This window comes from Pseudomonas sp. ENNP23 (assembly GCF_001728945.1).
GTDB classification, from domain to species: Bacteria; Pseudomonadota; Gammaproteobacteria; order Pseudomonadales; family Pseudomonadaceae; genus Metapseudomonas; species Metapseudomonas otitidis.
This window is the reverse complement of record NZ_LYSP01000002.1, coordinates 118,263-131,561: the sequence shown is the minus strand read 5'-3', so window position 1 is coordinate 131,561 and position 13,299 is coordinate 118,263. Positions and strand designations below refer to the sequence as shown.

The 13,299-nt window shown below is 66.4% G+C and carries 13 protein-coding genes; 3 read left to right on the top strand and 10 right to left on the bottom strand.

Annotation, left to right across the window (positions count from 1 at the left end):
* The first annotated feature begins 72 nt into the window (after positions 1-72).
* Positions 73-534, top strand: a complete 462-nt coding sequence (locus A9G05_RS01825; RefSeq protein WP_069559353.1) for a bacteriohemerythrin — start codon at positions 73-75, stop codon at positions 532-534.
* Positions 535-546: 12 nt separating this feature from the next.
* Here A9G05_RS01825 and A9G05_RS01820 read toward each other — a convergent pair whose 3' ends face one another.
* The 8 genes from A9G05_RS01820 to A9G05_RS01785 all read right to left on the bottom strand — a co-directional run bounded on the left by A9G05_RS01820 (position 547) and on the right by A9G05_RS01785 (position 10,072).
* The gene (locus tag A9G05_RS01820) at positions 547-2,376 is read right to left on the bottom strand and encodes an SLC13 family permease (protein ID WP_069559352.1); all 1,830 of its coding nucleotides are present in this window, start codon (positions 2,374-2,376) and stop codon (positions 547-549) included.
* 35 nt (positions 2,377-2,411) lie between these two features.
* A complete protein-coding gene (locus tag A9G05_RS01815) occupies positions 2,412-2,708 on the bottom strand; it encodes a helix-turn-helix domain-containing protein (RefSeq protein WP_069559351.1) in 297 nt (98 codons plus the stop codon).
* Positions 2,709-2,759: 51 nt separating this feature from the next.
* Positions 2,760-3,224, bottom strand: a complete 465-nt coding sequence (locus A9G05_RS01810) for a hypothetical protein (protein ID WP_069559350.1) — start codon at positions 3,222-3,224, stop codon at positions 2,760-2,762.
* 14 nt (positions 3,225-3,238) lie between these two features.
* Positions 3,239-4,588, bottom strand: coding sequence for a sodium:proton antiporter NhaD (gene nhaD, locus A9G05_RS01805; RefSeq protein ID WP_069559349.1), 1,350 nt, complete (start codon positions 4,586-4,588; stop codon positions 3,239-3,241).
* Positions 4,589-4,667: 79 nt separating this feature from the next.
* The gene (locus A9G05_RS01800; protein ID WP_069559348.1) at positions 4,668-7,517 is read right to left on the bottom strand and encodes a valine--tRNA ligase; all 2,850 of its coding nucleotides are present in this window, start codon (positions 7,515-7,517) and stop codon (positions 4,668-4,670) included.
* Positions 7,518-7,607: 90 nt separating this feature from the next.
* Positions 7,608-8,102, bottom strand: coding sequence for a DNA polymerase III subunit chi (locus tag A9G05_RS01795; RefSeq protein WP_069559347.1), 495 nt, complete (start codon positions 8,100-8,102; stop codon positions 7,608-7,610).
* An 8-nt stretch (positions 8,103-8,110) separates the two neighbouring features.
* Entirely contained in the window at positions 8,111-8,530 is a 420-nt protein-coding gene (locus A9G05_RS01790) for a DNA polymerase III subunit chi (protein ID WP_069559346.1), read from the bottom strand.
* Positions 8,531-8,587: 57 nt separating this feature from the next.
* Complete coding sequence (locus A9G05_RS01785) at positions 8,588-10,072, bottom strand: leucyl aminopeptidase (protein ID WP_069559345.1); 1,485 nt, start codon at positions 10,070-10,072, stop codon at positions 8,588-8,590.
* 141 nt (positions 10,073-10,213) lie between these two features.
* Between A9G05_RS01785 and lptF the strand changes: the two genes are divergently transcribed.
* Together lptF and lptG are read left to right on the top strand one after the other, a co-directional pair.
* Positions 10,214-11,332 (top strand): LPS export ABC transporter permease LptF, encoded by a 1,119-nt coding sequence (gene lptF / locus A9G05_RS01780; protein ID WP_069559344.1) that lies wholly within the window; start codon positions 10,214-10,216, stop codon positions 11,330-11,332.
* The gene (gene lptG / locus A9G05_RS01775) at positions 11,325-12,386 is read left to right on the top strand and encodes an LPS export ABC transporter permease LptG (RefSeq protein ID WP_069559343.1); all 1,062 of its coding nucleotides are present in this window, start codon (positions 11,325-11,327) and stop codon (positions 12,384-12,386) included. Before lptF ends, lptG begins: the two co-directional genes overlap by 8 nt.
* Positions 12,387-12,435: 49 nt before the next feature.
* Here the strand turns inward: lptG and A9G05_RS01770 are convergent, their stop codons facing one another.
* Positions 12,436-12,933 carry an RDD family protein gene (locus A9G05_RS01770; protein ID WP_069559342.1) on the bottom strand — a complete coding sequence of 166 codons (498 nt, stop codon included), beginning with the start codon at positions 12,931-12,933 and terminating at the stop codon, positions 12,436-12,438.
* Between the two features lie 105 nt (positions 12,934-13,038).
* Entirely contained in the window at positions 13,039-13,251 is a 213-nt protein-coding gene (locus A9G05_RS01765; RefSeq protein WP_069559341.1) for a cold-shock protein, read from the bottom strand.
* Between the last annotated feature and the right edge of the window lie 48 nt (positions 13,252-13,299).

The window sequence follows — 13,299 nt, the reverse complement described above, 5'->3', positions numbered from 1 at the left end:
TGATGCGTGTCATGGGGCGAGGAGGGCGGCCCGCTTAGGTTGTCGGGCAGACCGTGAGATCAGGAGGACACCATGGCTTTTCTTCAATGGCGTGACGAGCTGGACAGTGGCATCGGCGTGATCGATGACCAGCACCGGCGCATCGTCGACATGATCAACCAGCTCCACGAGGCGCAGCTCCGGGCGGATGCCGGGGTCGTCGCCACGGTGATCGAGGAGCTGGTGGACTACACCCTGTCCCACTTCGCCTTCGAGGAATCGATGATGGAGGAGGCCGGCTACGCCTTCACCCGTGCCCACAAGCGTGTGCACGAACTGTTCATCCGCCGGGTGGGGGAGTATCGCGAGCGCTTCGCACGGGGCGAGGACGTGGCCGATGAGCTGAAGTCCCTGCTGGGCCGCTGGCTGTTCAACCACATCCTCAACGACGACCGCGACTACGTGGGCGCGGTGCGCGAGAACCTCACCCGCCTGGCGGCCGAGTCCAACTGGCTGCGCCGCGCCACCAAGCGCTTCTTCCTGCGCACGGCCTGACGGGCTGCCCGCTCAGAGCGGGAATAGCCAGGGCACCAGCACCACGCTGACGAGCATCACCAAGAGGGTGAAGGGCACGCCGATCTTCACGAAGTCACCGAAGCGGTAGTGTCCGGGGCCGACCACCAGGGTGTTCACCGGGGAGGAGATCGGCGTCATGAAGGCGGCCGAGGCGGCGAGGGCGACGATCAGCGCGAAGGGCAGCGGTGAGGCACCCAGTTGCTGTGCGGTGGCGATGGCCACCGGGCCCATGAGCACGGCGGTGGCAGTGTTGGAGATGAACAGGCCGATCAGCGCGGTGACGGCGAACAGGCTGGCCAGCATGGCGTAGGGCCCGGCGTTGCCGAGCAGGGCGACCAGCCCCTGTACGGCGAAGTCGATGCCGCCGGTGCGTTGCAGGGCGGTGGCGAAGGGCAGCATGCCGACGATCAGCACCAGGGTCGGCCAGTGGATGGCGCGGTAGGCGCTGTCCAGGTCGATGCAGCGGAAGGCGCCCATCAGCAGGCAACCGATCAGGGCAGCGAGCACGTTGGGCACCAGTCCGGACACCATCAGCGCGATCATCACCCCCAGGCTGAGCAGGGCGTAGGGCGCCTTGCGCGCGGTGGGGGCGACCTCGTCCACCTCGGCCGGCAGGCTGAGCACCAGGAAGTCGCGGCTCAGCCCCTGCAGGCGGTGGATGGCCCGCCATTCGCCGGCCACCAGCAGGGTGTCGGAGGCCTTGAGCTTCTCGTCCACCAGCACCCCTTCCAGGGCCTTGCCGCTCCGGCGCAGGCCGACCACGTTGAGTTTGTGCCGGGTGCGGAAGCCCAGTTCCTGGATGGTCTTGCCCGGCAGTTGGGATTCCGGCGGCATCGCCACTTCGGCCAGGCCGAGCTGGTGGGCGTGCAGGCTGAAGTAGGAGTCGGCCAGGGGCATGGGTTCCAGCCCCAGTTGCTGGTAGGCGCCGAGCAGGCCGATGGCGGGGCTGGCCAGGTCCACCAGCAGCACGTCGCCGGGCGCCAGCTGGGTGTCGCCGGTGGCCATCAACAGCAGGGTGCGGAAGCGCCGCTGGCGTTCCACTGCGATGACGTTGATGCCGTACTGGCTGCGCAGTTCCAGTTCGTTGAGGGCCTGGCAGGCCAGGGGCGAGTCGGCGCGCACCCGCAGGCGTCGCTCGCGCTCGTCCAGGCGGTAGGCGCGGGCGAGGTCGGCAAGGGTCAGGCGTGGGGCATTGGCGTTGCCGTCTTCGCCCCGTGGGGTGAGCCAGCGGCGTACCAGCAGCATGTAGCCGATGCCGAGGACCAGTACGGCGAGCCCCACCGGGGTCATGCTGAAGAAGCCGAAGCCCTCCAGACCGGCGCGCTTGAGTTCGGCGTGGACCACCAGGTTGGGGGCGGTGGCCACCAGGGTGAGCATGCCGCTGATGAGCCCGGCGAAGGCCAGCGGCATCATCAGCCGGCCCGGCGGAATGCGCAGGCGCGAGGCGACGCCGAGGGCGACCGGGATGAAGATGGCGACCACGCCAGTGGAACTCATCACCGAGCCGAGCCCGGCAGCGGCCAGCATCAGCAGGACCAGCAGGCGCGTTTCGCTGCTGCCGGCCCTGGCCACCAACCAGTCCCCCAGGCGGTAGGCGATGCCGGTGCGCACCAGACCGTCGCCGATGATGAACAGGGCGGCGATCAGCACCACGTTGGGGTCGCTGAAGCCGGACAGGGCTTCGCTGGTGTCGAGCACGCCGGTGAGGGGCAGGGCGACGAGCACCAGCAGGGCGACCACGTCCATGCGCGGGCGGTTGAGGGCGAAGAGGGTGACGGCGCCGGCCAGCAGGCCGAGGACCATCAGCAGGTCGTTGTTCACGCGGGGCTTCCTGTTTCTGACGCGGCGGCAGCTTGTCAGGGATAGCCGAGCACCGCCTTGATCGGGCTCAGGTTGGCGTCGATCCAGGACGGGTCGATGGGGCCCCAGTCGTGGATGCGGTAGTGGCCGCTGTTGTTGCGCGCGCCTTCGGCCTGGTCGAAGCGGCAGTCGATGTCCAGTTCGGCGAGGGCGGCGAGGGTGTCCTGGGCGGTGCGGCGGGGCATGCCGGTGGCCTCCATCAGCGCGGGGACGCTGGTGGCGGTGCCGCTGTCGATCAGCCAGGCGACGTAGAGGCGGCGGTAGAAGCTGGTGCGGGTCTTGCTGGTTTCCATGGCAGGTCCTTGTCGAGGCAGGCGAGGGGCGTCGGGCCAGGGGCTGGGGCGCTAATCCGTGGCGGTGGCTCGGTGCCGGAGTACCCGGTGGCGTTGATTGAAGAAGAAACGGGTAAGGGTGCGAACCAGCGTAGCGGCCAGGCGCGGCTCGAAGGTCAAACGGTCGCAGAGCCGCACGCCGCCTTCGACGGCGTGCAGGGTGCGTTCGTGGCGCCACAGGCGCATGCCGGTCATGGGGGAGGCTTCGACGAAGCCGTGGCTGGGTTCGAGGGATTCCAGCGTGAGGTGGGAATGGCCCATGGGCAGGCAGCCGAGCAGCCAGAGGCGGCTGGTGAACAGGGGGCGTCCAGGTACGAGGGTGAGGTCGTCGAGGGAGCGGATGCCGGGCGGGACGCTCATGCGCAGCCAGGGGCGCATTTCCGCGCGTAGCAGGTCGACGTCGGTGATCCAGCGCCAGGCGGTCTCTGCCGTGATGGGCAGGGTGGATTCGAATTGCAGCTGGATCGGGCTGGACATCCGTGTCGTTCCCTTCAGAGCTGGGCGAGGCCGATGTAGGTGGCGGCGCCGGCGAGGTAGCCGAGCAGGGCCAGGAGGCTGATGCGCTTGAGGTACCAGATGAAGTCGATGCGCTCCATGCCCATGGCGGCGACGCCGGCGGCGGAGCCGATGATGAGGCAACTGCCGCCGGTGCCGGCGCAGAAGGCGAGCAGTTCCCAGAAGGTGCCGTCGACGACGAATTGGCCGAGCCAGCCGGCCTGGTCGCCGGCGGCGGCGACGGCTTCGGGGGTGGCCAGCGGGTACATCTTCATGGCGCCGGCCACCAGAGGCACGTTGTCGACCACGGAGGACAGCAGGCCGATGGCGATGTTGATGGCGTAGACGTTGCCGAGGCTGTCCTTGAGGGCGGCGGCGACCTGGTTGAGGTGGCCGGCGGTGGCGAGGCTGGAGACGGCCAGGAGGATGCCGAGGAAGAACAGGATGCTGGGGGTGTCGACGCGCCGCAGGACGCCGATCACCGAGAGCGGGTGCTTGTCTTCGTCATGCTTGCCGCGGTGCAGCCATTCGGTGACGACCCAGAGGACGCCAAGGCCGAGGAGGATGCCCATGTACGGCGGCAGGTGGGTGATGCCTTTGAACACCGGGACGAAGAGCAGGGCGCCGAGGCCGAGGGCGAACACCAGGTTGCGCTCGAAGGGGGTGGTGGGGTCGTGCTCGGCGGCATCGGCTTCGTCGTCGGGGCGCTGGAATTCGCCGCGGAGGATGAAGCTGAGGACGGCGAGGGGCACCAGCAGGCACACCAGGCTGGGGATGAACAGGCTGACGATGATGCCGCTGGCACTGATCTGGTGGCCGATCCAGAGCATGGTGGTGGTGACGTCGCCGATGGGGGACCAGGCGCCGCCGGCGTTGGCGGCGATCACCACGATGCCGGCGTAGAACCAGCGCTCGTGCTGGTGGCGGATCAGTTTGCGCAGCAGGGACACCATGACGATGGTGGTGGTGAGGTTGTCCAGCACGGCGGAGAGGAAGAAGGTGATGAAGCCGATCATCCACAGTAGGGTGACGCGCTTGTGGGTCTGGATGCGGTCGGTGATGACCTTGAAGCCTTCGTGGGCATCGACCAGTTCGACGATGGTCATGGCGCCGAGCAGGAAGAACAGGATCTCGGAGATTTCCCCCAGGTGGTGGCGCAGTTCGCCGCTGACGCCGTGTTCACCCTGGGCCAGGCCGGGGGCGATGCTGTCGATGCCGAGGACCAGGACGGTCCAGCAGAGTACGGCGGTGATCAGGGCGGAGGCAGCCTTGTCGACCTTGAGCGGGTGCTCCAGGGCGATGCACAGGTAACCGGCGATGAACAGCAGGGCCATCAGCGCGTACATGGGGAAGTCCTTTCTGCAGTGAACGGGAAAGCGGGTAATGAAAAGCCCGCCGATCTGTCGATGGGCGGGCTCTTGTGCATCACAGGCTGGCGATGCGCCCGCGCTGCTCGGTGAGGTTGGTCAGGGCCTGTTGGGCCTCGGCCAGCTTGGCGCGCTCCTTTTCGAGCACCTCGGCCGGGGCCTTGGCGACGAAGCCTTCGTTGGCGAGCTTGCCGCCGACGCGCTTGACCTCGCCGTCCAGGCGCTGGATTTCCTTGTCCAGGCGCGCCAGTTCGGCGTCCTTGTCGATCAGGCCGGCCATGGGCACCAGCACCTGCATGTCACCCACCAGGGCGGTGGCGGACATGGGGGCTTCTTCGTCGTTGGCCAGGACGCGGACGGATTCGAGCTTGGCCAGCTTGTTCAGCAGGGGCTCGAAGTCGGCCAGGCGGCGCAGGTCTTCGGCATTGGTGTTGGCGACGATGATGTCGATGCGCTTGGCCATGGAGATCTTCATTTCGCCACGGATCTGGCGCACGCCGAGCATCAGGGTCTTGACCCATTCGATGTCGCCTTCGGCGGCGGCGTCGATGCGGCTTTCGTTGGCCACCGGCCAGGGTTGCAGCATGAGGGTGTCGCCGCTGACGCCGGCCTGGCCCTTGATGCGCTGCCAGATCTCTTCGGTGATGAAGGGCATGAACGGGTGGGCCAGGCGCAGGATGACCTCCAGTACGCGCACCAGGGTACGGCGGGTGCCGCGCTGGCGCTCGATGGGGGCGTTCTCGTCCCAGAGCACGGGCTTGACCAGTTCGAGGTACCAGGCGCAGTACTCGTCCCAGACGAACTCGTAGAGGGCCTGGGCGGCCAGGTCGAAGCGGAAGGCGTCGAGCTGGCGGGTGACTTCGGCTTCGGTGCGCTGCAGCTGGCTGATGATCCAGCGGTCGACGGAGGAGAGGTCGACGGCTTCGCCGTTGATGCCGGTGTCCTGGCCGTCGGTGTTCTCGATGACGAAGTTGGCGGCGTTCCACAGCTTGTTGCAGAAGTTGCGGTAGCCCTCGACGCGGCCCATGTCGAACTTGATGTCACGGCCGGTTGAGGCAAGCGAGCAGAAGGTGAAGCGCAGGGCGTCGGTGCCGAAGCTGTTGATGCCGTCGGGGAACTCGATGCGGGTCTGCTTGGCGATCTTCTCGGCGAGCTTGGGCTGCATCATGCCGCTGGTGCGTTTCTCCAGCAGGGCGTCGAGGGTGATGCCGTCGACGATGTCCAGCGGGTCGAGGACGTTGCCCTTGGACTTGGACATCTTCTGGCCCTGGCCGTCGCGCACCAGGCCGTGGACGTAGACGGTCTTGAACGGAACCTGCGGGGTGCCGTCCTCGTTCTTCACCAGGTGCATGGTCAGCATGATCATGCGGGCGACCCAGAAGAAGATGATGTCGAAGCCGGTGACCAGGACGTCGGTGGGGTGGAAGGTCTTGAGGAATTCGGTCTGTTCCGGCCAGCCGAGGGTGGAGAAGGTCCACAGGCCGGAGCTGAACCAGGTGTCGAGGACGTCTTCGTCCTGGCGCAGCGGCTGGTCGCCGAGGTTGTACTTGGCGCGGACTTCGGCCTCGTCGCGGCCGACGTAGACGTTGCCGGCTTCGTCGTACCAGGCGGGGATACGGTGGCCCCACCAGAGCTGACGGCTGATGCACCAGTCCTGGATGTCGCGCATCCAGGAGAAGTACATGTTCTCGTACTGCTTGGGCACGAACTGGATGCGGCCATCTTCCACGGCGGCGATGGCCGGTTCGGCCAGGGGCTTGGTGGAGACGTACCACTGGTCGGTCAGCCAGGGTTCGATGACGGTGCCGGAACGGTCGCCCTTGGGCACCTTGAGGGCGTGGTCTTCGATCTTCTCCAGCAGGCCGAGCTGTTCGAAGGCGGCGACGACCTGCTTGCGTGCTTCGAAGCGGTCGAGGCCGGCGAACTGGGCCGGGAGGGTGGCGTCGAGGCTGTCGTTGACGCTGCCGTCGAGGTTGAACACCTGGGCGGTGGCGAGCACGGCGGCGTTCTTGTCGAAGATGTTGATCAGCGGCAGGTCGTGGCGCTTGCCGACTTCGTAGTCGTTGAAGTCGTGGGCGGGGGTGATCTTGACGCAGCCGGTGCCGAACTCGGGGTCGCAGTACTCGTCGGCGACGATGGGGATGCGGCGGCCGACCAGGGGCAGTTCGACGAAGCTGCCGATCAGGGCCTTGTAGCGTTCGTCTTCCGGGTGCACGGCGACGGCGCTGTCACCCAGCATGGTTTCCGGGCGGGTGGTGGCGACGATCAGGTAGCCGTTGCCTTCGGCGGTCTTCTTGCCGTCGGCCAGGGGGTAGCGCAGGTTCCACAGGTGGCCTTTCTCGTCGTGGTTCTCCACTTCGAGGTCGGAGATGGCGGTGTGGAACTTGGTGTCCCAGTTGACCAGGCGCTTGCCGCGGTAGATCAGGCCGTCTTCGTGCAGGCGGACGAAGGCTTCCTTGACCGCTTCGGAGAGGCCGTCGTCCATGGTGAAGCGCTCGCGCGACCAGTCGACGGAGGAGCCGAGGCGGCGGATCTGGCGGGTGATGGTGCCGCCGGACTGTTCCTTCCATTCCCAGACCTTGTCGAGGAACTGCTCGCGGCCGAGGTCATGGCGGCTGATGCCCTGGGCGGCCAGTTGGCGCTCCACCACCATCTGGGTGGCGATGCCGGCGTGGTCGGTGCCGGGCTGCCACAGGGTGTTGCGGCCCTGCATGCGGCGGAAGCGGATCAGCGCATCCATGATCGCGTTGTTGAAGCCGTGGCCCATGTGCAGGCTGCCGGTGACGTTCGGCGGCGGGATCATGATGGTGTAGGGCTCGCCGGAACCTTGCGGGGCGAAGTAGTTGTTCTTCTCCCAGGTCTGGTACCAGGAAGTTTCGATGGCGTGGGGCTGGTAGGTCTTGTCCATGTGTGCGGCGGGACCGTGTCGGCAACTGATCGGAAAGCCGCCGAGTATAACGGGCAAAACCCAGGCGGCCAAAGGCCGCTACGCAGGCGGTCAGCTGCGTCGCGGCAGTTGGGGGAGCAGGCGGGTGAGGCGGGCGTTGAGGCGGCGCTTGAGCTCGGCTTCGATCTGCGGGACGAAGTCGTCGATGACGTCCTGCAGGATCAGTTGGGCGGCGGCGCGCAGCTCGCTGTCCAGGCGATCGAGCTGGGTTTGCGTGGCGGCTTCGACGCCGGCGCGCACGGAGGGCTGGGCGGCACTGGGCGCTGCAGGCGCCGGGGCGACGGGCGGTACGGGAGCGGCGGCCTTCACGGGCGCGGGTGCCGGGCGCGGGGTGGTGGGTGTCGCCGGCTGGGCGGCTTGGGGCGCCGGGCTGAGGCTGAACGGCGGCGGTTCGACGATCTCGGACAGCAGGGGGATGCTGGCAGGGTCTACCGATTCGGTGAGCAGGGGCGGCTCGCTGCTGGTGTGTTCATCGAGCAGGGCGCGGATGGACTCGAGGTCGTCCAGCAGGTGGGCCGGGCGGGGAGGCTGGCTGGGGTTGTCCATGGTGCGGCTCAGAGTTCGACTCGTTTGGGATCATAGCCCCGCTGCCGGTAGGTGCGGAAATTCTCCCGGCAGGCGGCAAGCAGGGCTGGCTCCTGGTTGACGATCTCGATGACCCGGCTGAAGTGGCCGAGGTGGGGCGAGAGGGTCGGGTCGAGGTTGATCAGCAGGCCCTGGCTGGCGCCGGGCTGCTGGTCCCGGCCGATGACCACCGGGGCGTGCGGGTCTTCCCCGTGTTGGGCGTGGGGGATGAAGGTCTCGGCGCGGAACTGCCAGAGCAGTTCGTCCAGGGCCTGGCCCTGGGCGTCGTCTGCGCAGCGGACGAACACCGGCATGCCGTGGCGCCAGGCCTTGCCGGCCAGCTGACAGGCGGCGCGCAGGCGGTCTGCCGGGGTACTGGTGGACAGGACGTAGAACTCGACGCGGGTCATTTCGGTGTTCCTGGAAAGAGGCCCGGCGCCTGGGGCGCCGGGAGGTGTCGCAGTGGATCAGAGACGGTCGAGCAGGTACTGGGTGAGCAGCGGGACCGGGCGGCCGGTGGCGCCCTTGTCCTTGCCGCCGCTGACCCAGGCGGTGCCGGCGATGTCCAGGTGGGCCCAGTGGAACTTCTTGGCGAAGCGCGACAGGAAGCAGCCGGCGGTGATGGTGCCGGCCTTGGGCCCGCCGATGTTGGCGATGTCGGCGAAGGGGCTGTCCAGTTGCTCCTGGTATTCCTCGAACAGCGGCAGTTGCCAGGCGCGGTCGTCGGCGTACTCGCCGGCCTTGAGGATCTGCTTCACCAGGGCGTCGTTGTTGCCCATCAGGCCGGAGGTGTTGGCGCCCAGGGCGACGATGCAGGCGCCGGTGAGGGTGGCGATGTCGATCACGGCCTGGGGCTTGAAGCGCTCGGCGTAGGTGAGGGTGTCGCACAGCACCAGGCGGCCTTCGGCGTCGGTGTTGAGGATCTCGACGGTCTGGCCGCTCATGGTGGTGACGATGTCGCCGGGGCGGGTGGCGCCGCCGCTGGGCATGTTCTCGGCGCAGGCCAGCAGGCCGACGAGGTTGATCGGCAGTTGCAGCTCCAGCACGGCACGGAAGGTGCCGAAGACGCTGGCGGCGCCGCACATGTCGTACTTCATCTCGTCCATGCCGGCGGCGGGCTTGATGCTGATGCCGCCGGTGTCGAAGGTGATGCCCTTGCCGACCAGGGCAAAGGGTTTGTCGTCCTTTTTGCCGCCCTGGTAGTTGAGCACGATCATCCGCGGTGGCTGCTCGCTGCCCTGTGCGACGGCGAGGAAGGCGCCGGCGCCGAGCTCCTTGAGCTTCTTCTCGTCCAGCACCTCGACCTTGAGGTTCTTGTGGGCCTTGGCCAGGGCCTTGGCTTCCTCGGCGAGAAAGCTGGGGTGACAGAGGTTCGGCGGCAGGTTGCCCAGGTCGCGGGTGTAGGCCATGCCGGTGGCGATGGCGCGGGCGTGCAGGCTGCCGCGCTCGACGTCGGCTTGCTCGGCCTTCTCGGCCAGCAGGGTGATCTTCTTCAGGGCGGGGGCATCGGCCTTGGTGCTCTTGAAGCGGTCGAAGCGGTAGCTGCCGTCGGCCAGGGTCTCCACCAGCAGGCGGGCCTTGCCGTAGGCGTCGCGGCCCTTGACCTTGAGTTCACCGAGGGTGAGCACGGCATCGCTGCCACCCAGGCCCTTGAGCACACTGCCGACGGCAGCGGTCACCTTGCGGAACTGACGGTCGGTCAGCTCGCGCTCCTTGCCGACGCCGACCAGCAGTACGCGGTCGGCCTTCAGGTTGGGCAAGCTGTGCAGCAGCAGGGTCTGACCGACCTTGCCGGCCAGGTCGCCGCGCTTGAGCAGGGTGGCGATGGCGCCGCCAGTGGCGGTGTCCAGCGCGCTGGCTGCGGTGCCGAGCTTGCGGCCTTCGCCAACGGCGACCACCAGTGTGGCGGTCTTCAGGGTTTCCGGGCGTGCGCTTTTGACGAGGAATTCCATGTGATGTCCCCAAGACAAAGAGTCGGGATTGCAGGATATAATGCCGGCCATTTTCCGTGGCGTGCCCGTTCGGGCGTGCCGGCCACAAAGCGGCTAGTTTGAGCGTAGCCGCCTGAGCCTGACAACCCTGGAGTGTCTGGTTTGATCGTCTTCCGTTACCTGTCCCGCGAAGTCCTGGTGACCCTCAGCGCGGTGAGCGCCGTGTTGCTGGTGATCATCATGAGCGGTCGATTCATCAAGTACCTGGCCCAGGCGGCGCAGGGTGCCCTGGACCCTGGCGTGCTGTTCCTGATCATGGGCTACCGCATACCGGGCTTCCTCCAGCTGATCCTGCCGCTCGGCCTGTTCCTCGGCTTCCTGCTGGCCTACGGCCGGCTCTACCTGGACAGCGAGATGACGGTGCTGTCTGCCACCGGCATGAGCCAGCAGCGCCTGGTGGCGTATAGCCTGGCGCCGGCTGCACTGGTCGCGCTGATGGTGGCCTGGCTTAGCCTGGGCCTGGCGCCTCAGGGTGTGACTGCAGTGGGGCGCATCCTCAATCAGCAGGACGCGCTGACCGAGTTCGACACATTGGTGCCGGGCCGTTTCCAGACCCTCAAAAGCGGTGATCGGGTGACCTATACCGAGAGCCTGTCGGCGGACCGCGGCGAGCTGGGCGGGGTGTTCATCTCCGAGAAGCGCCTGTCCCAGGATAGCAAGGAGCAGGGCATCGGCGTGCTGGTGGCCGAGAGCGGGCGCCAAGTCATCCACGAGGACGGCAGCCGCTACCTGATCCTGGAGAACGGTTACCGCTACGACGGCAACCCGGGCAAGGCCGATTACCGCGCCATCAAGTACGAGACCTACGGCATCCTCCTGCCGAAGCCGGAGATCAGTGCCGAGATCGGTGAGCGCGAGGCGATCCCGACCCGCGACCTGCTGGGTAGCGACAACCCGCGTTACCAGGCCGAGCTGCAGTGGCGTCTGTCCATTCCGATGCTGGTGTTCGTGGTGACCCTGCTGGCAGTGCCGTTGTCGCGGGTGAATCCGCGCCAGGGGCGCTTCCTCAAGCTGCTGCCGGCGATCCTCCTTTATATGGCTTACCTGTCGATGCTGATTGCCGCCCGTGGCCAGCTCGACAAGGGCAAGATCCCGATGGCCCTTGGCTTGTGGTGGGTGCATGGCATCTTCCTGGGCGTGGGGCTGCTGTTGCTTTACTGGGAACCGCTCCGTCTGAAATGGGCCGCCCGTCGTTCTGCTCGTGAGGTGGCCCATGGCTAAGCTGGACAGGTACATCGGTACCAGTGTGTTCTTCGGCATCCTGGCGGTGCTGGGTGTGATCATCAGCCTGGCGCTGCTGTTCGCCTTCATCGATGAGCTGGGCGACATCAAGGGCAACTACACCCTGATGGACGCCATCTGCTATGTGCTGCTCACTGCGCCGCGCCGTGCCTACGAGATGCTGCCCATGGCGGCGCTCATCGGCAGTCTGATCGGCCTCGGTACCCTGGCCAGCAGCAGTGAGTTGACCATCATGCGGGCGGCTGGCGTTTCCATCGGTCGCATCGTCTGGGCGGTGATGAAGCCGCTGCTGGTGTTGATGCTGGCGGGCATCCTGCTGGGTGAATACGTGGCGCCCTGGAGCGAAAATCTGGCCCAGGCCAACCGTGCCCTGGCCCAGGGCGGTGGCGAGGCCCAGACCTCCAAGCGGGGGCTGTGGCATCGCCAGGGCAATGAGTTCGTGCACATCAATGCTGTGCAGCCCAATGGTGTGCTCTATGGCGTGACCCGCTACGAATTCGACGGCGAGCGGCGCATGCAGGCTGCGAGCTTCGCCCGGCGTGCGCTGTACCAGGGTGATCACTGGCAGTTGGAGGACGTGACCACCACTCACTTCCGCGGTGATCACACTGAGGTGGTGGATGCGAGCAACGAGCGCTGGGACATCCAGCTCAATCCGCAGTTGCTCAGTACCGTGGTGATGGAGCCCGAGGCGCTCTCCATCAGTGGCCTGTGGAGTTACGTGCACTACCTGACCGCACAGGGCCTCAACAGCAGCCGCTATTGGCTGGCCTTCTGGACCAAGCTGTTGCAGCCGCTGGTGACGGGGGCGCTGGTGCTGATGGCGATTTCCTTCATCTTCGGGCCGCTGCGCTCGGTGACCCTGGGGCAGCGCATCTTCACCGGTGTGGTCATCGGTTTCGTGGTGCGTATCAGTCAGGACCTGCTGGGGCCATCGAGCCTGGTGTTCGGATTCCCGCCATTCCTTGCGGTGCTGATCCCTGCGGGCATCTGTGCGTTGGCTGGTATCTGGCTGTTGCGCCGGGCTGGCTGATCGGGTCGCTCATGAAAAAGCCGGCTTGGAGCCGGCTTTTTCATGTTCGCTACTTCTTGTGAGCGCTCTTGGGGAGTTGCACCACGATGCTCTCCGAGTAGCGGTCGTGCCAGGTACGCTTCTCCTTGTCCCAGAGCATCCACAGGAAGCCGAGGCCGAAGCAGAGCCAGGAGCCCATGGCGACCACGAAGCGCAGCAGGGCTTGCCAGAGGCTGACCGCCGAGCCATCGCGATTCTGGATGCGTACGCCCCACACCTGCATGCCAAGGGTCTGGCCGTTGTGGGTCCAGAACTTGGCGAAGAATGCGAACAGGCTGAAGAACAGCACTGTGGACAGGACCGGGTCGTGGGCCAGCAGGCCTTGCTCGGCCATTTCCCGCAGGCGCTCGCCGCCGTAAATCGAGCGCAGGATGGCCTGTTGGTAAAAGAGGGTGACCACCATCAGCAGGGCAACGCTGAGCAGGAAGTCATAGAAGATGGCGGCGAAGCGGCGAACGGCCCCGGCTGTGGGGAAATCGCCTTCCGGGCGCAGGATGTGTTTCGGCATGGAGGGCCCTTGTCACATGTGAAGACGCCGCATTCTAAGGGCAGGCACCGAAACGCGGACATAAAAAAACCCCTGATGAGGCATCAGGGGTTTTCTTGCAGCGACTTAGGCCAGGATCTGGACTTTGTCAGCTTGCATGCCTTTCTGGCCTTGGATGGCTTCGAAGGTGACCTTCTGGCCTTCCTTCAGGCTGCGGAAGCCGCTGCCTTCGATGGCGCGGAAGTGTACGAACAGATCCGGACCGCTCTCGGGGGTGATGAAGCCAAAGCCCTTCTCGTCGTTGAACCACTTAACGGTGCCGGTTTGACGATTCGACATGTCTCAATTTCCTTGGAACTGGAGTTGATTTTCAGCCTCTGCCCGACA

What these genes read in the sequence shown, in the direction of transcription:
- nhaD (WP_069559349.1), bottom strand. Translation starts at nt 4,588, where the DNA reads ATGTACGCGCTGATGGCCCTGCTGTTCATCGCCGGTTACCTGTGCATC.
- A9G05_RS01785 (WP_069559345.1), bottom strand. Translation starts at nt 10,072, where the DNA reads ATGGAATTCCTCGTCAAAAGCGCACGCCCGGAAACCCTGAAGACCGCC.
- A9G05_RS01765 (WP_069559341.1), bottom strand. Translation starts at nt 13,251, where the DNA reads ATGTCGAATCGTCAAACCGGCACCGTTAAGTGGTTCAACGACGAGAAG.
- A9G05_RS01790 (WP_069559346.1), bottom strand. Translation starts at nt 8,530, where the DNA reads ATGACCCGCGTCGAGTTCTACGTCCTGTCCACCAGTACCCCGGCAGAC.
- A9G05_RS01770 (WP_069559342.1), bottom strand. Translation starts at nt 12,933, where the DNA reads ATGCCGAAACACATCCTGCGCCCGGAAGGCGATTTCCCCACAGCCGGG.
- A9G05_RS01795 (WP_069559347.1), bottom strand. Translation starts at nt 8,102, where the DNA reads ATGGACAACCCCAGCCAGCCTCCCCGCCCGGCCCACCTGCTGGACGAC.
- A9G05_RS01825 (WP_069559353.1), top strand. Translation starts at nt 73, where the DNA reads ATGGCTTTTCTTCAATGGCGTGACGAGCTGGACAGTGGCATCGGCGTG.
- A9G05_RS01800 (WP_069559348.1), bottom strand. Translation starts at nt 7,517, where the DNA reads ATGGACAAGACCTACCAGCCCCACGCCATCGAAACTTCCTGGTACCAG.
- lptG (WP_069559343.1), top strand. Translation starts at nt 11,325, where the DNA reads ATGGCTAAGCTGGACAGGTACATCGGTACCAGTGTGTTCTTCGGCATC.
- A9G05_RS01815 (WP_069559351.1), bottom strand. Translation starts at nt 2,708, where the DNA reads ATGGAAACCAGCAAGACCCGCACCAGCTTCTACCGCCGCCTCTACGTC.
- A9G05_RS01810 (WP_069559350.1), bottom strand. Translation starts at nt 3,224, where the DNA reads ATGTCCAGCCCGATCCAGCTGCAATTCGAATCCACCCTGCCCATCACG.